The sequence below is a fragment of the Hydrogenophaga sp. T2 genome, from assembly GCF_049843535.1.
In the GTDB taxonomy this organism is placed as follows: Bacteria; Pseudomonadota; Gammaproteobacteria; order Burkholderiales; family Burkholderiaceae_C; genus Hydrogenophaga; species Hydrogenophaga crocea.
In genome coordinates this window covers 267,363-291,267 of the sequence record NZ_JBBHZJ010000004.1, presented here as the reverse complement: position 1 = coordinate 291,267, position 23,905 = coordinate 267,363, and the positions used below count along the sequence as shown (strand labels likewise).

Here is a 23,905-nt window from a genome sequence, read left to right as displayed (position 1 = left end):
TCGACATGTTCAGGCCTCAAGTTCGTCTAGAGTTCCGGCTCCAAGAACTCAGGGAACCCCCTTCTTCACCATGAAGCGACTGCTTGTGGCGCTGTCGGCCAGCGCCCTGCTGGCCGCGTGCAGCGTGAGCCGGCCTCCACCCAGCGTGGGGGTGAACGTCCCCGACCGCTGGATCGCGCCGGTGCTGCCGCACCAGGGCAGCGCCGAGGCCCTGGCCGACTGGTGGGACCGGCTCGGCGACCCGGTGCTGCGCGACTGGATCGAGCGCGCCCAGCGCAACAGCCCCGACATCGCGAGCGCGCGCGCCCAGGTGTTCGCCGCGCGCGCCACCCTGGCCGGCGCGCAGAACCAGGGCCAGCCGCAGCTCGACGCCGTGGCCACCGCCAACCGCGGCGTGACCGACCCGAGCGCGCCGCTGACCACCACCCTCGGCGCGGGCCTGCAGGCCTCGTGGGCGGTCGACCTCTGGGGCGGCAGCGCCGCGCGCGTGGACAGCGCGCGCGCCCAGGAACAGATCTCGGGCGTGCGCTGGCACGAGGCGCGCGTGCTCGTGGCCTCGCAGGTGGCGCAGCTGTATTTCGGGCAGCGCCTGTGCCGGCTGCAGCTCGACGTGACCGAGCGCGACCGCGATTCGCGCCGCGTGACGGCCCAGAGCAACGACGTGACCGAACGCGCCGGCCTCACCGCGCCCGCGGTGGCCGCGCTGGCGCGCGCGAGCGCGGCCGAAGGCCAGGCGCGCTGGCGCAGCCAGCAGACGCAGTGCGAGCGCCAGGTGAAGGTGATCGCGGCCATCACGGCCCAGCCCGAGGCCGATGTGCGCCGCCAGATGGCCGCCGCGCCCGACCTCGCCGCCTGGCTGGTGCCGGGCCGCGTGGACGCGCTGCTGCAGGTGAAGGCCGTGCCCGCCGAGGTGCTGCGCCAGCGCCCCGACGTGTACCGCGCCCAGCGCGAGCTGGTGGCCGCGAGCGCCGACGTGGGCGTGGCACGCGCCGCGCTGCTGCCCAGCCTGTCGCTGCAGGGCAGCGTGCTGCGCAACCGCATCACCGCCGGCCCCACGCAGGGCAGCGTGAACACCTGGTCGATCGGGCCCATCACGCTGAGCCTGCCGCTGCTGGGCCGCGGCGCGCTCAACGCCAACGTGGACAGCGCCCAGGCCCGCTACGAGGCCGCGGCCCAGGCCTACGCGGGCGTGTTGCGCCAGGCCGTGAGCGAGGTGGAGCAGGCGCTGGTCACGCTCTCGGGCCTCAACGAACGCCTGGCCGCCACCGAGACCGCGGTGGCCGGCTACAACCGCTCGTTCGAGGCCACCGAGGCGCGCTACCGCGTGGGCTTTGCCAACCTCAACGAGCTCGAAGAGGCGCGCCGCCTCAAGCTCAACGCCGACAGCAGCGCCGTGTCGCTGCAGCAGGACCGCATCAACGCCTGGCTCGAGCTCTACGTGGCGCTCGGCGGCGGCTTCGACCCCGCGGCGGTGGACGCCACCGTGCGCGACGCCCTTCAACCCAACGCCCCGAACGACGCCCGATGAACACGCCATCCACCCCCCGGCGCCGCTGGTTCTGGCCGCTGGCCGCGCTGGCCCTGGTCCTGATCGCCCTCGCGGCCTGGCTGCTGCTGCGCCCCTCGGGCGAGGCCGGCCCCGCGGCCGACGCCAAGGCCGCGGCCGACGCGCCGCGCCCCGCGCTCACCGTCACCGTGGCCCGGCCGCAGCGCGAATCGCTGCCGATCCGCCTGCAGGCCAACGGCAACATCAGCGCCTGGCAGGAGGCCAGCGTGGGCGCCGAGGTGAACGGCCTGCGGCTGTCCAGCGTGAACGTGAACGTGGGCGACACCGTGCGCAAGGGCCAGGTGCTGGCCGAGTTCGTGCGCGAGACCACGCAGGCCGACACGCTGCAGGCGCGCGCCAGCCTGATGCAGGCCGAGGCCAGCCACCAGAACGCCAAGGCCGACGCCGACCGCGCGCGCGCCATCGAGAACACCGGCGCGCTCTCGCAGTCGCAGGTGGCGCAGTACCTCACGCAGGAAAAGGTGGCGCTGGCCCAGTGGGAAGCCGCCAAGGCCGCGCTCGCCGCCACCGAGGTGCGCCTGGGCAACACCCGCGTGCTCGCGCCCGACGACGGCGTGATTTCGGCACGCAGCGCCACCGTGGGCGCGGTGGTGGGCGCGGGCCAGGAGCTGTTCCGCCTGGTGCGCCAGGGCCGGCTCGAATGGCGCGCCGAGGTCACGCCCAGCGAGGTCGACCGCGTGAAGATCGGCCAGGCCGTGGCCGTGACGGCCGCCACCGGCCGCGAGGTGCAGGGCAAGGTGCGCGCCATCGCGCCCAGCGCCGACCCGCAGACGCGCAACATCCTGATCTTCGTGGACCTGCCGCGCCACGGCGAGCTCAAGGCCGGCACCTTCGCGCGCGGCAGCTTCGACCTCGGCCAGAGCGAAGCGCTCACCGTGGCCAGCGCCTCGGTGGTGGTGCGCGACGGCCACACCTACGTGTTCGCCATCGACGATCAGGGCCGCGCGAGCCAGCTCAAGGTGCGCACCGGCCGCCGCGTGGGTGAGCGCGTCGAGGTGCTCGAAGGCCTCAAGCCCGAGGCGGCGGTGGCGCTGCAGGGCGCGGGCTTCCTCAACGAGGGCGACCTCGTGAAAGTGGTGCAGTGACCATGAACGTTTCCGCCTGGTCCATCCGCAACCCGATCCCGGCGGCGATGCTGTTCGTCATGCTCACGCTGGCGGGCCTGTTCTCCTTCCAGCAGATGAAGGTGCAGAACTTCCCCGACCTGGACCTGCCCACCGTTACGGTGGTCGCGTCGCTGCCCGGGGCCTCGCCCAACCAGCTCGAGAACGACGTCGCGCGCATCATCGAGAACAGCCTGGCCTCGCTGCAGGGGCTCAAGCACATCACCACCAAGGTGCAGGACGGCACGGTCTCGCTCACGGTGGAGTTCCGCCTCGAGAAGAACACGCAGGAAGCGCTCGACGACGTGCGCTCGGCCGTGGCCAAGGTGCGCAGCGAGCTGCCCAGCGACCTGCGCGACCCGATCGTGAACAAGGTGGAGCTGGCCGGCGGCGCGGTGCTGGCCTACACCGTGGCCTCGGACAAGATGGACGCCGAGGCGCTCTCGTGGTTCGTGGACAACGACGTGTCCAAGCTGCTGCTGTCGGTGCCCGGCGTGGGCGCGGTCAACCGCGTGGGCGGCGTGGACCGCGAGGTGCAGGTGCTGCTCGACGCGCTCAAACTGCAGGCGCTCGGCGCCACCGCCACCGACGTGTCGCGCCAGCTCGCGCGGGTGCAGATCGAGAGCGCGGGCGGCCGGGTCGACCTCGGCGGCAGCCAGCAGCCGCTGCGCACGCTGTCGCAGCTCGCCTCGGCGGAGGCGCTCGCGGGCATGGAAATCCCGCTCGGCGACGGCCGCCGCATCCGGCTCGACCAGGTCGCCGAGGTGCGCGACACCGTGGCCGATCCCACGGCCGCGGCCTTCCTCGACGGCAAGCCCGTGGTGGGCTTCGAGGTGGCGCGCAGCCGCGGCGCGAGCGAGATCGAGGTGGGCGACGGCGTGCGCGCCAAGCTCAAGGCGCTGCAGGCGGCGCGGCCCGACCTGCAGATCACCGAATCGTTCGACTTCGTGACGCCGGTGAAGGAGGAATTCGACGCCTCCATGACCCTGCTCTACGAGGGCGCGATCCTCGCGGTGCTGGTGGTCTGGCTGTTCCTGCGCGACTTCCGCGCCACCGTGGTCTCGGCCGTGGCGCTGCCGCTGTCGGCCATTCCGGCCTTCATCGGCATGCACTACCTGGGCTTCACCATCAACGTGGTCACGCTGCTGGCCATGTCGCTGGTGATCGGCATCCTGGTGGACGACGCGATCGTGGAGGTGGAGAACATCGTGCGCCACATGCGCATGGGCAAGACGCCGTACCAGGCCGCGATGGAAGCGGCCGACGAGATCGGCCTGGCGGTGATCGCCACCACCTTCACGCTGATCGCGGTGTTCCTGCCCACGGCCTTCATGGCGGGCATTCCGGGCAAGTTCTTCAAGCAGTTCGGCTGGACGGCCGCGCTCGCGGTGTTCGCCTCGCTGGTGGTGGCGCGCGCGCTCACGCCCATGATGGCGGCCTACCTGCTCAAGCCCTTCGTGGCGAAGGAGATGCCGCGCTGGGCCGACTCGAACCCGCTCACGCGCGGCCTGTGGCGCTGGGCGAACGACCACGCCGAGCCGGCCTGGCTCGACCGCTACCAGGGCTGGGCGCGCTGGTGCATCCAGCACCGCTGGATCACCGCGCTCGGTGCGGGCCTGTTCTTTGTGGGCTCGCTGATGCTGATCCCGCTGCTGCCGCAGGGCTTCATTCCGCCCGACGACAACTCGCAGACCCAGGTGTTCCTGGAGCTGCCGCCCGGCGCCACGCTGGAGCAGACCGTGGCCACGGCCGAACGAGCGCGCCAGCTGGTGGCGGCGGTGCCGCACGTGCGCTCGGTCTACACCACCATCGGCTCGGGCACCGCGGGCACCGACCCGTTCGCGCCGCAGGGCGCGGCCGAATCGCGCAAGGCCGCGCTCACCATCCAGCTCGACCCGCGCCACGAGCGCCCGCGCAAGCAGGGCATCGAAAACCAGATCCGTCAGGCCATGTCCAACCTGCCGGGCGTGCGCAGCAAGGTGGGCCTGGGCGGCTCGGGTGAGAAATACATCCTCACGCTCACCGGCAGCGACTCGAATGCGCTGGCCACCGCGGCGCGTGCGATCGAGCGCGACCTGCGCACCGTGCGCGGCGTGGGCAGCGTGCAGTCCACCGCGGCCCTGGTGCGCACCGAGATCATCGTCACGCCCGACCTGGCGCGCGCGGCCGAGCTCGGCGTGACCAGCGCGGCCATCGCCGAGACGCTGCGCATCGCCACCGTGGGCGACTACGACAACGCGCTGCCCAAGATGAACCTGCCGCAGCGGCAGGTGCCCATCGTGGTCAAGCTCGACGTCGGCGCGCGCCACGACCTCGACGTGCTGCGCCGCCTCACCGTGCCGGGCGCGCGCGGGCCGGTGCTGCTCGAACAGGTGGCCTCGCTCGAATTCGGCGGCGGCCCCGCGGTGATCGACCGCTACGACCGCTCGCGCAACATCAACTTCGAGGTCGAGCTCGCGGGCATTGCGCTGGGCGACATGAAGGCCGCGGTCGAGAAGCTGCCCAGCCTGCGCAACCTGCCGCCGGGGGTGTCGGTGCTCGAGATCGGCGACGCCGAGGTGCAGGGCGAGCTGTTCGCGAGCTTCGGCCTGGCCATGCTCACGGGCGTGCTGTGCATCTACATCGTGCTGGTGCTGCTGTTCAAGGCCTTCCTGCACCCCTTCACCATCCTGGCCGCGCTGCCGCTGTCGCTGGGCGGGGCCTTCGTGGCGCTGCTGCTGGCCAACAAGAGCTTCTCCATGCCTTCGCTGATCGGGCTCATCATGCTCATGGGCGTGGCCACGAAGAACTCGATCCTGCTCGTGGAGTACGCGATCGAGGCCCGGCGCGAGCACGGCATGAGCAGGCTCGACGCCATCCTGGACGCCTGCCACAAGCGCGCCCGGCCCATCGTGATGACCACCATCGCCATGGGCGCGGGCATGCTGCCGATCGCGGTGGGCTGGGGCGCGGCCGATTCGAGCTTTCGCTCGCCGATGGCGGTGGCGGTGATCGGCGGCCTGATCACCTCGACCTTCCTGAGCCTGCTCGTGATCCCCGCGGTGTTCACCATCGTGGACGACGTGGCGCTGTGGTTCGGCCGCCGCTTCAGTGGGGGGCGTGGCCCGGCGGGGGCGGCAGGACAAACCAGTTCGCCGGCCCATCCGCTGCCGAGCGAACCGCCTCGTTGAGCATGCAGGCCGTCTCGCGCAGCGCGAGCGGCAGCAGCGCTTCGAGCGCGCCGGCCTCCTCGGCGGCGCCCGCGCCCGTGAGGGCCACGGAACAGGCCTGCACGGCCACCCCCCGCTGCCCGCAGTAGCCGCGGAAGATCTGCGTGGCGCGCGGGCAGAACAGGCTGTCGCTGCAGACCCAGACCGTGTCCTCGCCGGGCCGCAGCGCCATCTGCGCATCGGCCAGGCGCAGCAACAGCAGGGCGTTGCCGTGCGTGTTGTCGCGCTGGCGGCCCGGGTGGTCGCCCGGCTGGGCCTCGATGAAGTGCGCGCGCTCGCCGATGGCCTCGCGCAGTTCCTGCAGCGCAGGCGCGTGATGCCAGAGGTGCCGCGCCGAATCGCTTTCGCCCAGAACGGCGGGCGCGTCCGCCGGCAGTTGCAGGCCCGCGGGATCGCCCAGGCCCTGCCGCAGCGCGGCCTCGTAGCCATCGAGCAGGGCCTCGCGCTCGTGGTCCGTGAGCCGGCCCCAGCCCGCGCTGCCGTAGCCGGCCAGGCCCTCGGCCATCACCGCGCGCACGGGCTGGCGTTCGGCGGGCAGCAGCGCGCGGCCGCCGACGCAGACCACCTGCAGCTGCGCGAGCGCGGCGGGCCCGAAGCGATCGGCCAGCGCCTGCAGCGCGGTCTTGAGGGCCAGCAGGCGCACCGCGTTCACCGCGTGCAGGCCCAGCGGCACCACGAGCACGCGGGGCGGCGCGGCGAGGCCGTGGGTGTCGGGCGGCCGCGCCACGAAGACCCGGTCCATGCCGGCTTCGATCAGGGCGCGCGCGGGCAGGTCGCTGTGGGCGATGGCCTGGTTCACGCAGCGCGCGTCGCTGGCGGTGGGGCCCCAGGCGAAGAGCCGGTGTTCCTGCGCACGCGCGTTGACCGTGGCCGGGTCGGTTTCGTCGAGGCGCAGGAAACACCGCAAGGGTTCGACGAGGTGCGGCTCGAAGGGCTGGGCGGCGGTCGTGTCGCGTTCGGCGGCCGGGGGCAGGGCGATGGGCACGGCGATGGGCAGCATGCCCTGCGTGGGGACGTGGGGCGGTGTGCGGAGCACGGAGGCGTGGTGCATGGCGGGGGCGCGCGGGGCGCAAAACGGAGGAGCCCGCTGCGTCACCGTCCGGGTGCGCCGGTTCGTGCGCGGCCCGGTGTGTGCGCGCGTGTTGAGGTCTTCGTCACAACGCCGCCACAATAGGCGGCCATGCGCCTGCGCCACATCGAAGTCTTCAACGCCGTGATGCTCACCGGCAGCGTGAGCGCTGCGGCGCGCATGATCAACGTGACCCAGCCGGCCGTGAGCCGCACCTTGAAGCACGCCGAGCTGCAGCTGGGCTTTCCGCTGTTCCAGCGCGCGGGCGGGCGGCTGGTGCCCACGGCCGAGGCGCAGACGCTGTACCCGCACATCGAGCGCCTGTTCGCCCAGCTCGACGAGGTGCAGCGCCTGGCCGGCAGCCTCAAGGCGGGGCGCACGCGTGGCGAACTGCGCGTGCTGACCGTGCTCGGCCTGAGCTATGAGGTGGTGCCGCGCGCCATGCGGCTGTTCCGCGAGAAGCACCCGCACGTGCTGGTGCACCACCAGGCGCTGCATTCGGTGCAGATCGTCTCGGCCCTGGCGCTGCAGGAGGCCGATGTGGGCTACGTGTTCAACCCCGGCTCACACCCCGCGCTGGTGCAGGAAAAACTGGGCGAGCGCCGCGTGATGGCGGTGGTGCCCAAGGGCCTGCTCACGCCGCGCCAGCTCAAGGCCGGCAGCATCGGCTGGGCGCAGCTGGCCAAGCTGCCCCTGATCGCGCTCGACGCGCAGGACCCGCTGGGCATGCGGCTGGCGCACACGCTGCGCGAGCACGAGGCCGAGATCCGCCCCGTGATGACGGTGCAGACCTATCACGTGGCGCTGGCGCTCGCGCACCACGGCGTGGGCGCGGCGCTGGTGGAGGGCTGCACCGCCACCTCGGCCGATCCGGCCAAGGTCGACGTGCTGCCCTTCGAGCCGCTGGTGCCCACCACGGTGCACCTGTTGCGGCCCGCGGCGCGGCCCCACTCGGTGGTGGCCCGCGCCTTCACGCGCTTCATGCAGCAGGCACTGCAACAGATCGGCTGACGGCCACGCCGCGCGCGCGCCCCACGGCGCCCTGCAGCAGGTGCGACACGCGCTGGGCGCTGCCCGCGGCCAGCGTGAAGCCCAGCGCGCCCTGGCCCGCGTTGAACAGCAGGTTGCGCGGCGCGCCCGCGACCTGGCCCAGGATGGGCACGGCCGTGGGCGTGGCCGGGCGCAGACCGGCCCAGGCCTGCACGTCGTTGCCGCTGCAGGCGAGCGGAAACACCTCGCGCGCCGAGCGGCGCAGCTGGGCCACGCGGCGCGGATCGAGCGTGGTGTCGTGGCCCGCGAGCTCGGCCAGGCCGGCCACGCGCAGGCGCTGGCCCAGGCGCGCGAACACCACCTTGCGCTGCGCGTCGGTGATGCTGACCTGCGGCGCCAGGCCGGGCGCGTCGGGCACGCCCAGGGTCAGGCTGTAGCCCTTGAGCGGGTACACCGGCACCGACGCGCCGAGCTGGCGCGCGAAGGCCGCCACGCCCGTGCCGAGCGCGGCCACGAAGGCGTCGGCCTCGACCCAGCGCTCGCCGGCCTGCACCGCCACCAGGCGATCGCCCTCGCGGCGCAGGGCGCCCGCCGAGCCGCCCACGCGGTCGCCGATCACGAAGCGCACGCCGCGCGCCTGCAGCACGCCGTGCAGCGCGTCGCACAGGCGCGCGCAATCGGCCGCGCATTCGCCCGGGGTGTAAATGCCGCCCACGTGCTGCGCGCCGCTGCCCGCGAGCGCCGGCTCCACCTGCAGGCATTCGGCCAGGCTGAGGGCGTGCTGCTCGGCACCGCCGAGGCGGCGCTGCAGGTCCATCTGCCGGCGCGCGGCGGCGAACGAGGCTTCGCTGCCGAACATCACGAGCTTGCCGCTGGCCTGAAAGTCGCAGTCGGCCTGGGTGTCGGCGAGCAGGCGCTGAAGCGCCTCGCGGCTTTCTTCGGCCAGGCGCAGCAGCTCGGCGGTGCTGCGCGCCGAGACGTCGGCGCGGCAGGCGGCGAGAAAGCGCAGGCCCCAGGCCCATTGCTGCGGGTCGAGCCGCAGGCGCAGCGAGAAGGCCGAGTCGCGCGAGAACAGCAGCTTGGGCAGCTGGGCCCAGATCGACGGGTCGGCCAGCGGCTGCACATAGGCGTAGCTGAGCTGCGCGCCGTTGCCGAAACTCGCGCCCTGGCCGGGCCGTGCGCGGTCGATCACGGTGACCTCGAAACCGTCGCGCTGCAGTTGCCACGCGGTGCTCAGGCCGACGATGCCCGCGCCGAGCACGGCGACGCGGCGCGGGGCGGTGGAGGACAGGGAAGGGGCGGCTTGCATGCCCGGCACTCTACGGGTTAACCCGGGGCGCGCGGAAATGCAGACAGGCCCATGGCCCATAACCGGAATGCATGGCCTGGCCCCACAAAAGCATGAGCCCGCCGCGCCGCGGTGCCTAGACTGGCGGCTTCCCCCCATTGCCGGTTCCCACCGCTGCACCGCCATGCAAGCCTCGCACGTTTTCCACCGCCAGCTCACCCACGACCTGCCCGTTGCCGTGAGCGGCCAGGGCATCACGATCACCGACAGCCAGGGCAAGACCTATCTCGACGCCTCCGGCGGCGCGGCCGTGTCCTGCCTGGGCCACGGCCACCCCGACGTGATCGCCGCCATGCACGCGCAGATCGACCAGCTCGCCTACGCGCACACCAGCTTCTTCACCACCGCCGTGGCCGAGGAGCTCGCGAGCACGCTGATCGACACCGCGCCCAAGGGCATGAGCCACGTGTACTTCGTGAGCGGCGGCTCCGAGGCCGTGGAGGCCGCGCTCAAGATGGCGCGCCAGTACTTCGTGGAGATCGGCCAGCCGCAGCGCAAGCACTTCATCGCGCGCCGCCAGAGCTACCACGGCAACACCCTGGGTGCGCTCGCCGTGGGCGGCAATGCCTGGCGGCGTGAGCAGTTCAAGCCGCTGCTGATCGACGTGACCCACGTGTCGCCGTGCTACGAATACCGCGACCAGCGCGCCGACGAAACGCCCGAGCAATACGGCCAGCGCCTGGTGGCCGAGCTCGAAGCCACCATCGAACGCCTGGGCGGCGAGAACGTGATCGCCTTCGTGGCCGAGACCGTGGGCGGCGCCACCGCGGGCGTGCTCACGCCCGTGCCCGGTTATTTCAAGGGCGTGCGCGAGGTCTGCGACCGCCACGGCATCCTGCTGATCCTCGACGAGGTGATGTGCGGCATGGGCCGCACCGGCACGCTGCACGCCTGCGAGCAGGAGGGCGTGGTGCCCGACCTGCTCACCATCGCCAAGGGCCTGGGCGGGGGTTACCAGCCCATCGGCGCGGTGCTCGCGCAGGGCCGCATGGTGGACGCATTCCGCCGCGGCAGCGGCCTGTTCCAGCACGGCCACACCTACCTGGGCCATGCGGTGGCCTGCGCCGCGGCGCTCGCGGTGCAGCGCGTGATCCAGCGCGACGGGCTGCTCGCGCAGGTGCGCGAACGCGGTGCGCAGCTGCAGCAGATCTTCGCGCACGAATTCGGTGACCACCCGCACGTGGGCGACGTGCGCGGCCGTGGCCTGTTCTGGGGCATCGAGCTCGTGGCCGACCGCGCGAGCAAGCAATGGTTCGACCCCGCGCTCAAGCTGCACGCGCGCATCAAGCGCGCGGCGATGGAAGAGGGCGTGATGGTCTACCCCGCGGGCGGTTCGGTGGACGGCCGCTGCGGCGACCACGTGCTGCTCGCGCCGCCCTTCATCAGCACGCCCGACGAGCTGGCCCAGATCGTGCAACGCCTCAAGCGCGCGATCGACAAGACCCTCGCGTCTGTCCCGATGGTCAGCGCCTGAAACTTGCCGTTAGCATCGCCACTCCCGAATCGGGGGCCTCAAGAGGGTCCCCACCGTTTCCCCAACCCAGCGATCCGCAGGAGAACACCATGAAAAAACTCACCGCCTGCCTCAGCGCCGTGGCCGCATCGGCCGCCCTGATGGCACCCGCCGCGCCCGCACACGCGCAACAGAAGTTCATGACCATCGGCACCGGTGGCGTGACCGGCGTGTACTACGCGGCCGGCGGCGCCATCTGCCGCCTGGTGAACAAGGACCGCGCCAAGCACGGCATCCGCTGCTCGGTGGAATCCACCGGCGGCTCGGTGTTCAACGTGAACACCATCAAGGCCGGCGAGCTCGACCTGGGCTTCACCCAGTCCGACGTGCAGTTCAACGCCGTCAAGGGCGTGGGCCAGTTCAAGGACAGCGGCGCCGTGAGCGACCTGCGTGCGGTGTTCGCCGTGCACCCCGAGCCCTTCACCGTGGTGGCCCGCAAAGAGGCCAACATCACCAAGTTCGAAGACTTCAAGGGCAAGCGCTTCAACGTGGGCAACCCGGGCTCGGGCACGCGCGCCTCGATGGAAGAGCTGCTGGCCGGCATGGGCTGGAAGCTGTCCGACTTCTCGCTCGCCTCCGAGCTCAAGGCCGACGAACACGGCCCCGCGCTGTGCGACGGCAAGATCGACGGCTTCTTCTACGGCGTGGGCCACCCCAGCGCCAACATCCAGGACCCGACCACCTCGTGCGGCGCCAAGCTGGTCTCGCTGACCGGTCCGGTGGTCGACAAGCTGGTGGCCGACAAGCCCTACTACGCCAAGGTCACCATCCCCGCGGGCCTGTACCCGAACAACCCGCAGCCCACCAACACCTACGGCGTGGTGGCCACGGTGGTCGCCTCGGCCAAGACCTCGCCCGACACGGTGTACGCCGTGGTCAAGGCGGTGTTCGACAACTTCGACGAGTTCAAGAAGCTGCACCCCGCGCTGGCCAACCTGAACCCCGAGAACATGGTCAAGGACGGCCTGAGCGCGCCGCTGCACGAAGGCGCGGCCCGCTTCTACAAGGAAAAGGGCTGGATCAAGTAAGGCGAGGGGCCTGGCCACGGGCCCCCCACCCTGCACATGGCGAAGTGAGCTTCGCCATTTTTTTTTGACCCATCCCCTTTGCCTTTCCCGGAGCGCACAACCATGAGCACCGACATCGAAAAAGCGCCGGAAGCCCTGCAGCAACTGGTGGCCGACAGCGACACGGGCGGCCGCAAACCCACCGGCCTCACGGCCGGCATCATCTTCGCCGTGGCCCTGCTGTGGGCCCTGTTCCAGTTCTGGTACGCCTCGCCGCTGCCCTTCACACTGGGCTTCGGCATCCTCAACGACACCGAAGCGCGCGCCATCCACCTGGCGTTCGCGCTGTTCCTCGCCTTCCTGGCCTGGCCCGCCTTCAAGCGCTCGCCGCGCCAGCACGTGCCCGTGGTCGACTGGCTGTTCGCGATCGCGGCCGCCTTCTCGGCCGCCTACCTGATGCTGTTCTATGCCGAGCTGGCCACGCGCCCCGGCCAGCCGAACACGCAGGACATCGTGGTGGCCACCATCGGCCTGGTGCTGCTGCTCGAGGCCACGCGCCGCGCCGTGGGCTGGCCCATGGCGGCGCTGGCGGCCTTCTTCATCGCCTACGCCATGCTCGGTCCCTGGCTGCCCGAGGTGCTCGCGCACAAGGGCGCCTCGCTCAACCGACTGCTCTCGCACATGTGGCTCACCACCGAGGGCGTGTTCGGCATCGCGCTCGGCGTGTCGGCCGGCACCATCTTCGTGTACGTGCTGTTCGGCGCGCTGCTCGACCGCGCCGGCGGCGGCAACTACATGATGCAGGTGAGCTTCGCGGCGCTGGGCCACCTGCGCGGCGGCCCCGCCAAGGTGGCGGTGGTGTCCTCGGCCCTCAACGGCATGATCTCGGGCAGCTCGGTGTCCAACGTGGTCTCGGGCGGCATCTTCACCATCCCGCTCATGAAGAAGGCGGGCTATGGCGGCGTGAAGGCCGGCGCGATCGAGACCATGAGCTCGGTGAACGGCCAGATCATGCCGCCCGTGATGGGCGCGGCCGCGTTCCTGATGGTGGAGTACGTGGGCATTCCCTACGCCGACATCGTCAAGCACGCCTTCCTGCCGGCCACGCTGTCCTACATCGGGCTGCTCTACATCGTGCACCTCGAGGCGCTCAAGCTCGGCATGAACCCGATCGTGAACGCCGAGCCCAAGCCCTGGCGCGTGCGCCTCATGCGCAACCTCATCGGCATCAGCGGCAGCATCGCCGTGGTGTGCGCGATCTACTACCTGATCGCGGCCATCCAGGCCACCCTGGGCGCGGCCGCGGGCTACGCGGTGGGCGCGGTGGTGCTGGCGCTGTACCTGTTTTCGCTGCACCAGGCGGCGCGCAGCCCCGACCTGCCCGAAGACATCGACATCGAGAACCCCAAGCCGCTGCAGACCTGGCCCACGGTGCGCGCCGGCCTGCACTACATCATGCCGATCGCGGTGCTGATCTGGTGCCTGATGGTCGAGGTGATGTCGCCCGCGCTCTCGGCCTTCTGGGCCGTGGTGACGCTGGTGGTGCTGATGCTCACGCAAAAGCCCCTGATCGCGATGTTCCGCGGCGTGCCCGCGCCCGGCGCCTGGAAAGACGGCTGGGATTCGGTGGTGCAGGGCTTCGGCGACGGCTCGCGCAACATGATCGGCATCGGCGTGGCCACGGCCACGGCCGGCATCATCGTGGGCGCGATCACGCTCACCGGCCTGGGCCTGCGCATGACCGAGTTTGTCGAATTCGTGGCGCAGGGCAACGTGATGGCCATGCTGCTCTTCATTGCCTTCGTCTGCCTGGTGCTGGGCCTGGGCGTGCCGACCACGGCCAACTACGTGCTGGTGGCCACGCTGATGGCGCCGGTGGTGGTGGAGCTGGGCGCGCAGAGCGGGCTCATCATTCCGCTGATCGCGGTGCACCTGTTCGTCTTCTACTACGGGATCATGGGCGACATCACGCCGCCCGTGGGCCTGGCCACCTTCGCGGCCGCGGCCATCTCGGGCGAAGACTCGATCAAGACCGGCGTGCAGGGCGCGATCTATGCACTGCGCACGGTGATCCTGCCCTTCATCTGGATCTTCAACCCGCAGCTGCTGCTGATCGACGTGCACGGCTGGGGCGAGTTGATCCGCGTGGTGCTGGCCTGCACGCTGGCCACGCTGGTCTTTGCCTCGGTGACCATGCTCTGGTTCCGCGTGAAGAACCGCTGGTGGGAGACCGTGCTGCTGGCCATCGCCGTGGTGCTGCTGTTCCGCCCCGACGCCTTCATGGACCGCCTCTACGCACCCACCCAGAGCGTGGCCCCGTCGCAGGTCTACGAGGTGGCGCGCAACGTGCCCGCCGGCGACCGTGTGGTGATGGTGATCCAGGGCCTCACGCTCGAGGGCGACGAGGTGACCAAGACCGTGGCGGTGCAGCTCGGCGACGCCGGCGACGACGGCCGCAAGCGCCTGTCCGACGCGGGCCTGCAGCTCATGCCGCTGGGCGATCAGATGCAGATCGGCGCCATCAAGTTCGGCTCGCGCGCGGCCAAGTCGGGCTTCGAGCAGGGCTGGGACGTGAAAGAGGTGCTGGTGCCCTCCGACGCGCCCACGCCGCACTGGTTCTACCTGCCCGCGCTGCTGCTGGTGGGCTTGGTGTGGTGGAACCAGGGCCGGCGCATGAAGCCGGGCCTGAAGGCCGCCGCGGCATGACCCGCGTCGCGCTGATCCACGCGCTGGCCCATTCGGTCGCGCCCATCAACGAAGCGATGGCGCGCGACTGGCCCGAGGCCGTGCGCATGAACCTGCTCGACGACAGCCTGTCGGCCGACCTGGCCAGTGGCGGCCGCGGGCTCGATGCCGCGATGCACGCGCGCTTCGAGGCCCTCACCGCCTACGCCGAGTCCACCGGGGTGCAGGGCATCCTGTTCACCTGCTCGGCCTTCGGGCCCTGCATCGAGGCCGCGGCCGCGCGCCGGCCGGGCCTGCCGGTGCTCAAGCCCAACGAGGCCATGATCGACGAGGCCGCGGCGCTGATCGCGCAGCAGGGCGGGGCGGTGGGCCTGATCGCGACCTTCCCGGCCACGCTGCGGTCCATGCCGCCCGAGTTCCCGGCGGCGGTGCCGCTGCGCACCGCGCTGGCCGAGGGCGCGCTCGATGCGCTCAACGCCGGCGACACCGCGCGCCACGACGCCCTGGCCGCCGAGGCCGCGCGAGGCCTGCAGGCCCAAGGCTGCACGGTGATCGCGCTGGCGCAGTTCAGCCTGGCGCGCGCCGCCGATGCGGTGCAGGCCGCCACCGGCCTGCCCGTGCTCACCACCCCGGGCAGTGCGATCCGCGCACTGCGCCGCCGGCTGGGCGCCTGAACGGGGTCCCGACATCGCCCGGGCGCGGGCTTTCCCTGAGCGGCCAACGGCTACAATGCCGGGTTTCCGTGAGTGGGCTGCCCGCCCCGCCGGGCCGGCGTCTCGCCGGCTTGTCGGCGCCAGACACTCCGCGGCGCGCGGGTGGCGAAATTGGTAGACGCACCAGGTTTAGGTCCTGACGCCAGCAATGGTGTGGGGGTTCGAGTCCCCCCCCGCGCACCACCCCCACGGAACCACCGATACCCGGCGCCGGCCCGACCGGCCGGCCCTTCCCTTGGAGAACACCATGACCGTGACCGTTGAAACCCTGGAGAAGCTCGAGCGCAAGATCACGCTCACGCTGCCCGCCGACGTGATCCAGAACGAAGTCGCCGCGCGCCTCAAGCGCATCGCGCGCGACGTCAAGATGGACGGCTTCCGCCCCGGCAAGGTGCCGATGAACGTCGTGGCCCAGCGCTACGGCTACTCGGTGCACTACGAGGTCATGAACGACAAGGTGGGCGAGGCCTTCGCCACCGCCGCCAACGAAGCGCAGCTGCGCGTGGCCGGCCAGCCGCGCATCACCGAGAAGGAAGGCGCGCCCGAAGGCCAGCTGACCTTCGACGCCGTGTTCGAGGTCTACCCCGAAGTGAAGATCGGTGACCTGGCCAGCGCCACCGTCGAAAAGCTCGACGCCGCCGTGGACGACGCCGCCATCGACCGCACCGTGGACATCCTGCGCAAGCAGCGCCGCACCTTCGCGCAGCGCGCCCAGGACCAGGCCGCCCAGGACGGCGACCGCGTCACCATCGACTTCGAAGGCAAGATCGACGGCGAGCCCTTCGAGGGCGGCAAGGCCGAAGGCTTCCAGTTCATCGTCGGCGACGGCCAGATGCTCAAGGAGTTCGAAGACGCCGTGCGCGGCATGAAGTCGGGCGAGAGCAAGACCTTCCCGCTGGCCTTCCCGGCCGACTACCACGGCAAGGACGTGGCCGGCAAGACGGCCGACTTCCTGGTCACCGTGAACAAGATCGAAGCCGCCAACCTGCCTGCGGTCGACGACGCCCTGGCCAAGTCGCTGGGCATTGCCGACGGCAGCGTGGAAGGCCTGCGCGCCGACATCCGCAAGAACCTCGAGCGCGAAGTGAAGTTCCGCCTGCAGGCCCGCAACAAGGCCGCCGTGATGGACGCCCTGGTGGCCGTGGCCGAACTCGACCTGCCCAAGTCCGTGGTGCAGTCCGAGCTCGACCGCCTGGTCGAAGGCGCGCGCGCCGACCTCAAGCAGCGCGGCATCAAGGACGCCGACAAGGCCCCGATCCCCGAGGAGCTGTTCCGCCCGCAGGCCGAGCGCCGCGTGCGCCTGGGCCTGGTGGTGGCCGAGCTCGTGAAGGCCAACGAACTGCACGCCAAGCCCGAGCAGATCAAGGCCCACATCGACGAACTCGCCGCTTCCTACGAGAAGCCCGCCGACGTGGTGCGCTGGTACCAGAGCGACAACCGCCGCATGGCCGAGGTCGAGGCCATCGTGATCGAGAACAACGTCACCGAGTTCGTGCTGTCCAAGGCCCAGGTCACGCCCAAGACCGTCGGCTTCGACGAGCTCATGGCCCAGGCCTGATCGGTCTGCCTCAACCCGGTCGAAGAGGGCGGAGCGATCCGCCCTTTTTTTCGCCCGCACCGCCCCCAATTTCCCCTGCGGACCGCACCGCCCGCGCCATGGCCCCACGCGCCATGGGTCTGTGTGGCGGTTGGTTACAGTAGAGCCACCTCACCCGCCGACGAAACGGCGCATCCGGAGAAACGCATGAGCGCAATGGACATCCAGGGCCTGGGCATGGTCCCCATGGTCATCGAACAATCGGGCCGCGGCGAGCGCGCCTACGACATCTATTCGCGCCTGCTCAAAGAGCGCGTGGTCTTTCTCGTGGGGCCGGTGAACGACCAGTCGGCCAACCTCGTGGTGGCGCAGCTGCTGTTCCTCGAGAGCGAGAACCCCGACAAGGACATTTCCTTCTACATCAACTCGCCGGGCGGCTCGGTGAGCGCGGGCATGGCGATCTTCGACACCATGAACTTCATCAAGCCCGACGTTTCCACGCTGTGCGTGGGCATGGCCGCGAGCATGGGCGCGTTCCTGCTGGCTGCGGGCGCCAAGGGCAAGCGCTTCGCGCTGCCGAACTCCAAGGTCATGATCCACCAGCCCCTGGGCGGCACGCAGGGCCAGGCCACCGAGATCGAGATCCACGCGCGCGAGATCCTCAAGACCCGCGAGCAGCTCAACAAGATCCTGGCCGAACGCACGGGCCAGCCGCTCGAGAAGATCGAGCGCGACACCGAGCGCGACTACTACCTGAGCGCGGCCGAATCGGCCGAGTACGGCCTGATCGACAAGGTCATCGAGCGCCGACCGACGGCCGGTTGATCCAGCGGAACAGGGCGGCGGATCGCGGGATTCGCCGCCCTTTTCCCGCGTTTGGCCCGGTCGACCCTTGAACTATCATTCAATACCGTTTTTCCCCCCTAGCGACCATGGCCGACAAGAAAGCCGCCTCCAGCGAGAAAGCGCTGTATTGCTCCTTCTGCGGCAAGAGCCAGCACGAGGTCAAAAAGCTGATCGCCGGCCCTTCGGTGTTCATCTGCGACGAGTGCATCGACCTGTGCAACGACATCATCCGTGACGAGTTGCCCGGTGTCGAAGCGGTCAAGGCCTCGGCCGACGACCTGCCCACCCCGGCCCAGCTCAAGGCCAACCTCGACAACTACGTGATCGGCCAGGACGCGGCCAAGCGCGCGCTCGCCGTGGCGGTCTACAACCACTACAAGCGCCTGCGCCACAAGCAGGGCGCGCGCAAGGACGACGTCGAACTCGCCAAGAGCAACATCCTGCTCATCGGGCCCACGGGCTCGGGCAAGACCCTGCTCGCGCAGACCATGGCGCGCATGCTCAACGTGCCCTTCGTGATGGCCGACGCCACCACGCTGACCGAGGCGGGCTATGTGGGCGAAGACGTCGAGAACATCGTCGCCAAGCTGCTGCAGAGCTGCAACTACGACATCGAGCGCGCCCAGCAGGGCATCGTCTACATCGACGAGATCGACAAGATCACGCGCAAGTCCGACAACCCCTCGATCACGCGCGACGTGTCGGGCGAGGGCGTGCAGCAGGCCCTGCTCAAGCTCATCGAAGGCACCATGGCCAGCGTGCCGCCGCAGGGCGGGCGCAAGCACCCCAACCAGGACTTCCTGCAGGTCGACACGACCAACATCCTGTTCATCTGCGGCGGCGCCTTCGCGGGCCTCGAGAAAATCATCGAGAACCGCACCGAGGCCTCGGGCATCGGCTTCTCGGCTGCGGTGCGCAGCAAGCAGCAGCGCAGCCTCACCGAGGTGTTCAAGGAAGTCGAGCCCGAAGACCTGATCAAGTTCGGCCTGATCCCCGAACTCGTGGGCCGCGTGCCCGTGATCGCCTCGCTGGCCGAGCTCAGCGAAGACGCGCTGGTGGACATCCTGACCCAGCCCAAGAACGCCGTGGTCAAACAGTTCGCGCGCCTGCTCGCCATGGAGGGCGCCGAACTCGAGGTGCGGCCCGCGGCGCTCAAGGCCATCGCCCGCAAGGCCCTGGCCCGCAAGACCGGCGCGCGCGGTTTGCGCTCCATCCTGGAAAACGCGCTGATCGACACCATGTTCGAACTGCCTGGCCTGAACAACGTCGAGAAAGTGGTGGTCGACGAGTCCACCATCGACGAAAGCAAGCCGCCGCTGCTGGTGTACCGCGAAGCAGCCAAACAGGCCTGATACCCATCGAGGTTCCTATGTCCGGTCAGACCCCCTTGCCCAGTACCCCCATCGAGCTGCCGCTGCTGCCGCTGCGCGACGTGGTGGTGTTCCCCCACATGGTCATCCCGCTGTTCGTGGGCCGGCCCAAGAGCATCAAGGCCCTCGAGGCCGCGATGGAGGGGGAGCGCCGCATCATGCTCGTGGCCCAGAAGGCCGCGGCCAAGGACGAACCCTCGGTGAGCGACATGTTCGAGATGGGCTGCGTGGCGTCCATCCTGCAGATGCTCAAGCTGCCCGACGGCACCGTGAAGGTGCTGGTCGAGGGCGTGCAGCGCGCCAAGGTGCTGTCGATCAAGGACGACGACTCGCACTTCGTGGCCAACGTGAACCCGATCGACCCGGCGCAGGAACGCGCCGAGGCCCCGGCCAACGAACTCGAAGCGCTGCGCCGCGCGGTGATGCAGCAGTTCGACCAGTACGTCAAGCTGAACAAGAAGATCCCGTCGGAGATCCTCACCTCGATCTCGAGCATCGACGACCCGGGCCGCCTGGCCGACACCATCGCCGCGCACCTGCCGCTCAAGCTCGAGAGCAAGCAGGTCGTGCTCGACCTCGACCCGGTGGTCAAGCGGCTCGAGAACCTGTTCGAGCAGCTCGAGCGCGAGGTCGACATCCTCAACGTCGACAAGAAGATCCGTGGCCGCGTGAAGCGCCAGATGGAGAAGAACCAGCGCGACTTCTATCTCAACGAGCAGGTCAAGGCGATCCAGAAGGAGCTCGGCGAGGGCGAAGAGGGCGCCGACATCGAGGAGATCGAGAAGAAGATCAAGGCGGCGCGCATGCCCGCCGACGCGCGCAAGAAGGCCGAGGGCGAGCTCAAGAAGCTCAAGCTCATGTCGCCCATGTCGGCCGAAGCCACCGTGGTGCGCAACTACATCGACGTGCTCGTGGGCCTGCCCTGGAGCAAGAAGACCAAGATCAAGCACGACCTGGCCTATGCCGAGGAAGTGCTCAACGCCGACCACTACGGGCTCGAGAAGGTCAAGGACCGCATCCTCGAGTACCTCGCGGTGCAGCAGCGCGTGGACAAGGTCAAGGCCCCCATCCTGTGCCTCGTGGGGCCGCCGGGCGTGGGCAAGACCTCGCTCGGCCAGTCCGTGGCCAAGGCCACGGGCCGCAAGTACGTGCGCATGGCGCTGGGCGGCATGCGCGACGAGGCCGAGATCCGCGGTCACCGCCGCACCTACATCGGCGCCATGCCGGGCAAGGTGCTGCAAAGCCTGAACAAGGTCGGCACGCGCAACCCGCTGTTCCTGCTCGACGAGATCGACAAGCTCGGCACCGATTTCCGCGGCGATCCGTCGAGCGCGCTGCTCGAGGTGCTCGACCCCGAGCAGAACCATACTTTCGGCGACCATTACGTCGAAGTCGATTTCGACCTGTCCGACGTGATGTTCGTTGCGACCTCGAATTCGATGAACATTCCGCCGGCCCTGCTGGACCGCATGGAGGTGATCCGCCTCTCGGGCTACACCGAGGACGAAAAGACCAACATCGCGATGCGCTATCTGCTGCCCAAGCAGATCAAGAACAACGGCATCAAGGACGGCGAGGTCGAGGTGCGCGAGGACGCGGTGCGCGACATCGTGCGCTACTACACCCGCGAAGCCGGTGTGCGTTCGCTCGAGCGCGAGCTCTCCAAGATCTGCCGCAAGGTGGTCAAGGGCCTGCTGCTCAAGAAGCTCACGCCGACCGTGGTGGTCACGGCCGACAACCTCAGCGAGTTCCTGGGTGTGCGCAAGTACAGCTATGGCCGCGCCGAGCAGCAGAACCAGGTGGGCCAGGTCGTGGGCCTGGCCTGGACCGAGGTGGGCGGTGACCTGCTCACCATCGAGGTGGCCATCATGCCCGGCAAGGGCGCAACCACGCGCACCGGTTCGCTCGGCGATGTGATGAAGGAATCCGTGGAGGCCGCGCGCACTGTGGTGCGCAGCCGTGCCCGCGTGCTCGGCATCAAGGACGAGATGTTCGACAAGCGCGACATCCACATCCACGTGCCCGACGGCGCCACGCCCAAGGACGGCCCGAGCGCGGGCATCGCGATGACGACTGCCCTGGTGTCGTCGCTCACGGGCATTCCCGTGCGCGCCGACGTCGCCATGACCGGCGAGATCACGCTGCGCGGCGAGGTCACGGCCATCGGCGGCCTGAAGGAAAAGCTGCTGGCCGCGCTGCGCGGTGGCATCAAGACCGTGGTCATTCCCGAAGAGAACGTGAAGGACCTGGCCGAGATCCCCGACAACGTGAAGCAGGGCCTCGAGATCATCCCGGTGAAGTGGATCGACAAGGTTCTGGCGATCGCGCTCGAGCGCCAGCCTGTGCCGCTCACCGACGAAGAAGTGGCGGCCCAGATCGCGGCGGCACAGGTGCGCCCGGCCGCGGCCGAAGGCGATGCGGTGAAACACTGAAAAATTTTTCGAGCGGCTTGAAAGTCTCCCTTTTTTGCCGCTATACTTCTAGCTTCTGCAGAACACAACAAGTTGTGCAGAAAACGCGGGAATAGCTCAGTTGGTAGAGCGCAACCTTGCCAAGGTTGAGGTCGCGAGTTCGAACCTCGTTTCCCGCTCCAGATTCGCAAAAAGGGAAGCTCTGCTTCCCTTTTTTGTCGGGTGTCCGCACCGGCGCGTTAGCAAAGCGGTTATGCAACGGATTGCAAATCCGTCTAGGGCGGTTCGACTCCGCCACGCGCCTCCAGATTGCCTGTCAGACCCCGCTCGCTCGCGCAGCGGGGTTTGTTTTTTTCACCTGCGACAATCCCCTGGCGGACTTGGCCTCGATGGTGAAATTGGTAGACACAGCGGACTTAAACTCCGCCGCTTTCCCGCAAGGGAGCGTACCGGTTCGACCCCGGTTCGAGGCACCACAGCACTGCGCAGGATTGAACGCCATAGGCACAAACCTGCCCCATTCAGAGGGGGCGGGCTGGGGTAGCGGGCCGGTATAGTGCAGCCGTTGCGCAATTCTGCGCTACGTCTCCCCCCGAAAATCCCCCGCACTTTCCCCCAATGGCCACGGCCAAGAAGACGCCCCAGGGCACCTGGCGCATCCAGATCGAGATTCGCGGCGTGCGCGAGTCGGGCACCTTCGACACGAAGCGCGAGGCCGACGCCTGGGCGGCTCGGCGCGCTACCGAGATCCGGGAACAGGCGCGGGGGAATGCCGGGTCGGTGAAGACCCTGCGTGACGCCTTGCGGCGCTACGCCGAGGAGGTCAGCCCGACGAAGCGCGGGGAGGCGAAGGAGCTGATCCGGCTCAAGGCCTTCGAGCGCCAGGCGCTGCCCTTGGGCAAGCTGATCGGCCAGCTCACCACGGCCGACCTCGCGGCGTGGCGGGACTCGAGGCTGGCGGTCAACGCCCGCGGCTCCGTGCTGCGCGACATGACCCTGCTCGGGTCGGTGCTCGAGGTGGCACGCAGGGAGTGGCAATGGATCCCCGCGAACCCGATGCGCGACGTGAAGCGCCCGGCCAACCCTGACCACCGCGAGCGGATCATCACCGGGCCAGAGATCCGGCGCATGCTGCGCGCGCTGGGGCATGGGCGGGGCAGGGTGGCCAGCGTGTCGCAAGCGGTCGCCATGTGCTTCCTGGTGGCTTTGGCGACGGGCATGCGGGCTGGGGAGCTGTGCGCGCTGCAGTGGCCGGACGTGAAAGGAGACCACGTGCGGCTGCACACCAGCAAGACCGGGCAGGGCCGGGACGTTCCGCTGTCGGCCTACGCGCGGCGGCTGATCACGCGCATGAAGGGCTGGGATGCGGTGTCGGTGTTCGGCCTGCAGTCGCAGACCCTGGACACGCTCTTTCGGCGAGCGCGGGACCGGGCGGGGTTGGCGGGCTTCACTTTCCACGACAGCCGCCACACCGCGGCCACGCGGATGGCGCAGAAGCTGCACGTGCTGGACCTGTGCCGGGTGTTCGGCTGGAAGCGCACCGACCAGGCCCTGACCTACTACAACACGAAGGCGTCAGACCTCGCCCGGCGCCTCTAGGCCGCGCTGCTGGGCTTCCCAGGCCACGATCTCGGCCAGCAGCCACTTGCCGTCGGCGCCCGGCCGTGGGAAGTGCCCGGCCTCGATGCGGCGGGTCAGGGTGTTGCGGCTCACGCCCAGGCGCTTGCACACCTGATCGCGGGACAGGTGGGGGCCGATGAACTGGCACAGCGTCAGGACGGTCTGGCGCAGGCTGCGCAGTTCGGCGACGACGGCTTGGTCAGTCATCCCCGAGCCTCGCTTTCAGTGCAGCGATGGCGGCGTGTGCGCGTTTGCCTTGCGGGCCGCCTGTGAATCCGGTGTCTGTCAAATCCTCCAACGCCTCCAGCGCCTGCCGCATGGCTGCGAGGTGGGCTTCGTTCTCTGCCTTGGCTTTGAGGTATTGCTGATCAGACGATTCAACGCAGCGCCCCAAGTAGGCTGCGTGGCTTTTCAACACCTCGATCTCTGCCCGTGCTTCATCCGCCCGCACGTATAGGAAGCCGTGCACGGTTTCGTCTCTGGTGTAGGTTTTCACTTCTCAGCCCCCCAAATCAGCAGGAACGCACCTTCATTGCGCACCTCGTTGGCCCGCATGGCGTCCATCTCAGATAGCCACTGCTCCCAATCTCCAGCCTCGTCGGCCATGTGCACGGAGCGCAGGCAGACGCGCACTTCCTTGCCGGGCGGGTGCTTGCTCAGTTCGGCGATCAGCTCGGATGCGGTCACTTCTCAGCCCTCCCACGGATGGCGGCGGCGATGGCTCCGTCTGGGGAATAGTCCATGTCGTCAGCGATTTGCGCGCATTGCTCCCTCTCATGGGCAGCGACGAGGGAGGCGAAGCGTTCAAGCTTGGCCTCCATGTAAAGCGATTGCGGCTTGAACCCCGCCTCTCTCGCCCACGCAATGATCTGGTCGCGGTCGGTCATGCGAGTCCCCAAAAGCGGCAGCAGAGCAGC

The 23,905-nt window shown here is 69.6% G+C and carries 19 protein-coding genes and 4 tRNA genes; 17 read left to right on the top strand and 6 right to left on the bottom strand.

The genetic code is table 11. From position 1 onward, the window contains the following. Positions 1-70: 70 nt before the first annotated feature. From WDZ95_RS11595 to WDZ95_RS11585, 3 genes are read left to right on the top strand one after another with little or no spacing between them, the layout of a single operon-like run. Positions 71-1,528, top strand: coding sequence for an efflux transporter outer membrane subunit (locus WDZ95_RS11595; protein ID WP_425778536.1), 1,458 nt, complete (start codon positions 71-73; stop codon positions 1,526-1,528). Further along, the gene (locus WDZ95_RS11590; protein WP_425778534.1) at positions 1,525-2,652 is read left to right on the top strand and encodes an efflux RND transporter periplasmic adaptor subunit; all 1,128 of its coding nucleotides are present in this window, start codon (positions 1,525-1,527) and stop codon (positions 2,650-2,652) included. Before WDZ95_RS11595 ends, WDZ95_RS11590 begins: the two co-directional genes overlap by 4 nt. Before the next feature lie 2 nt (positions 2,653-2,654). Beyond that, positions 2,655-5,840 (top strand): efflux RND transporter permease subunit, encoded by a 3,186-nt coding sequence (locus WDZ95_RS11585; protein WP_425778532.1) that lies wholly within the window; start codon positions 2,655-2,657, stop codon positions 5,838-5,840. Here the strand turns inward: WDZ95_RS11585 and WDZ95_RS11580 are convergent. Next, positions 5,758-6,930 (bottom strand): hypothetical protein, encoded by a 1,173-nt coding sequence (locus WDZ95_RS11580; protein ID WP_425778530.1) that lies wholly within the window; start codon positions 6,928-6,930, stop codon positions 5,758-5,760. The genes WDZ95_RS11585 and WDZ95_RS11580 overlap by 83 nt on opposite strands. Before the next feature lie 129 nt (positions 6,931-7,059). Between WDZ95_RS11580 and WDZ95_RS11575 the strand changes: the two genes are divergently transcribed. Beyond that, a complete protein-coding gene (locus tag WDZ95_RS11575) occupies positions 7,060-7,959 on the top strand; it encodes a LysR family transcriptional regulator (RefSeq protein WP_166225509.1) in 900 nt (299 codons plus the stop codon). Here WDZ95_RS11575 and WDZ95_RS11570 read toward each other — a convergent pair. Next, the gene (locus WDZ95_RS11570) at positions 7,928-9,247 is read right to left on the bottom strand and encodes a D-amino acid dehydrogenase (protein ID WP_425778528.1); all 1,320 of its coding nucleotides are present in this window, start codon (positions 9,245-9,247) and stop codon (positions 7,928-7,930) included. The genes WDZ95_RS11575 and WDZ95_RS11570 overlap by 32 nt on opposite strands. Before the next feature lie 163 nt (positions 9,248-9,410). Here WDZ95_RS11570 and WDZ95_RS11565 point away from each other — a divergent pair, with 163 nt between their 5' ends. The 13 genes from WDZ95_RS11565 to WDZ95_RS11505 all read left to right on the top strand — a co-directional run bounded on the left by WDZ95_RS11565 (position 9,411) and on the right by WDZ95_RS11505 (position 22,967). Continuing rightward, on the top strand, positions 9,411-10,760 hold the full coding sequence (locus tag WDZ95_RS11565; RefSeq protein ID WP_425778526.1) for an aspartate aminotransferase family protein: 1,350 nt from the start codon (positions 9,411-9,413) through the stop codon (positions 10,758-10,760). Between the two features lie 89 nt (positions 10,761-10,849). Further along, complete coding sequence (locus WDZ95_RS11560) at positions 10,850-11,827, top strand: TAXI family TRAP transporter solute-binding subunit (RefSeq protein WP_166225518.1); 978 nt, start codon at positions 10,850-10,852, stop codon at positions 11,825-11,827. 102 nt (positions 11,828-11,929) lie between these two features. Beyond that, on the top strand, positions 11,930-14,512 hold the full coding sequence (locus tag WDZ95_RS11555) for a TRAP transporter permease (RefSeq protein ID WP_425778523.1): 2,583 nt from the start codon (positions 11,930-11,932) through the stop codon (positions 14,510-14,512). Beyond that, entirely contained in the window at positions 14,509-15,165 is a 657-nt protein-coding gene (locus tag WDZ95_RS11550) for an aspartate/glutamate racemase family protein (protein WP_425778521.1), read from the top strand. The genes WDZ95_RS11555 and WDZ95_RS11550 overlap by 4 nt, the downstream gene beginning before the upstream one ends. Before the next feature lie 135 nt (positions 15,166-15,300). Further along, positions 15,301-15,387 (top strand) — tRNA-Leu (locus WDZ95_RS11545). A gap of 64 nt (positions 15,388-15,451) precedes the next feature. Beyond that, positions 15,452-16,762, top strand: a complete 1,311-nt coding sequence (gene tig, locus WDZ95_RS11540; RefSeq protein WP_166225527.1) for a trigger factor — start codon at positions 15,452-15,454, stop codon at positions 16,760-16,762. A 186-nt stretch (positions 16,763-16,948) separates the two neighbouring features. Then, on the top strand, positions 16,949-17,566 hold the full coding sequence (clpP, locus tag WDZ95_RS11535) for an ATP-dependent Clp endopeptidase proteolytic subunit ClpP (protein WP_166225530.1): 618 nt from the start codon (positions 16,949-16,951) through the stop codon (positions 17,564-17,566). A gap of 107 nt (positions 17,567-17,673) precedes the next feature. After that, positions 17,674-18,939, top strand: coding sequence for an ATP-dependent Clp protease ATP-binding subunit ClpX (clpX, locus tag WDZ95_RS11530; protein ID WP_166225533.1), 1,266 nt, complete (start codon positions 17,674-17,676; stop codon positions 18,937-18,939). A 17-nt stretch (positions 18,940-18,956) separates the two neighbouring features. Continuing rightward, the gene (gene lon, locus WDZ95_RS11525) at positions 18,957-21,389 is read left to right on the top strand and encodes an endopeptidase La (RefSeq protein ID WP_425778518.1); all 2,433 of its coding nucleotides are present in this window, start codon (positions 18,957-18,959) and stop codon (positions 21,387-21,389) included. A gap of 85 nt (positions 21,390-21,474) precedes the next feature. Then, positions 21,475-21,550 (top strand) — tRNA-Gly (locus tag WDZ95_RS11520). A 51-nt stretch (positions 21,551-21,601) separates the two neighbouring features. Further along, positions 21,602-21,675 (top strand) — tRNA-Cys (locus tag WDZ95_RS11515). A gap of 76 nt (positions 21,676-21,751) precedes the next feature. Beyond that, positions 21,752-21,844, top strand: a tRNA-Leu gene (locus WDZ95_RS11510). Between the two features lie 142 nt (positions 21,845-21,986). Beyond that, complete coding sequence (locus WDZ95_RS11505; protein ID WP_425778516.1) at positions 21,987-22,967, top strand: tyrosine-type recombinase/integrase; 981 nt, start codon at positions 21,987-21,989, stop codon at positions 22,965-22,967. Here the strand turns inward: WDZ95_RS11505 and WDZ95_RS11500 are convergent. The 4 genes from WDZ95_RS11500 to WDZ95_RS11485 are packed head-to-tail and all read right to left on the bottom strand — an operon-like array spanning position 22,944 to position 23,875. Further along, a complete protein-coding gene (locus tag WDZ95_RS11500) occupies positions 22,944-23,195 on the bottom strand; it encodes a helix-turn-helix transcriptional regulator (protein ID WP_425778514.1) in 252 nt (83 codons plus the stop codon). The genes WDZ95_RS11505 and WDZ95_RS11500 overlap by 24 nt on opposite strands. Beyond that, entirely contained in the window at positions 23,188-23,484 is a 297-nt protein-coding gene (locus tag WDZ95_RS11495) for a hypothetical protein (RefSeq protein WP_425778512.1), read from the bottom strand. Before WDZ95_RS11495 ends, WDZ95_RS11500 begins: the two co-directional genes overlap by 8 nt. Next, the gene (locus tag WDZ95_RS11490) at positions 23,481-23,675 is read right to left on the bottom strand and encodes a hypothetical protein (protein WP_425778510.1); all 195 of its coding nucleotides are present in this window, start codon (positions 23,673-23,675) and stop codon (positions 23,481-23,483) included. Before WDZ95_RS11490 ends, WDZ95_RS11495 begins: the two co-directional genes overlap by 4 nt. Beyond that, complete coding sequence (locus WDZ95_RS11485) at positions 23,672-23,875, bottom strand: hypothetical protein (RefSeq protein WP_425778508.1); 204 nt, start codon at positions 23,873-23,875, stop codon at positions 23,672-23,674. Before WDZ95_RS11485 ends, WDZ95_RS11490 begins: the two co-directional genes overlap by 4 nt. Positions 23,876-23,905 lie beyond the last annotated feature (30 nt).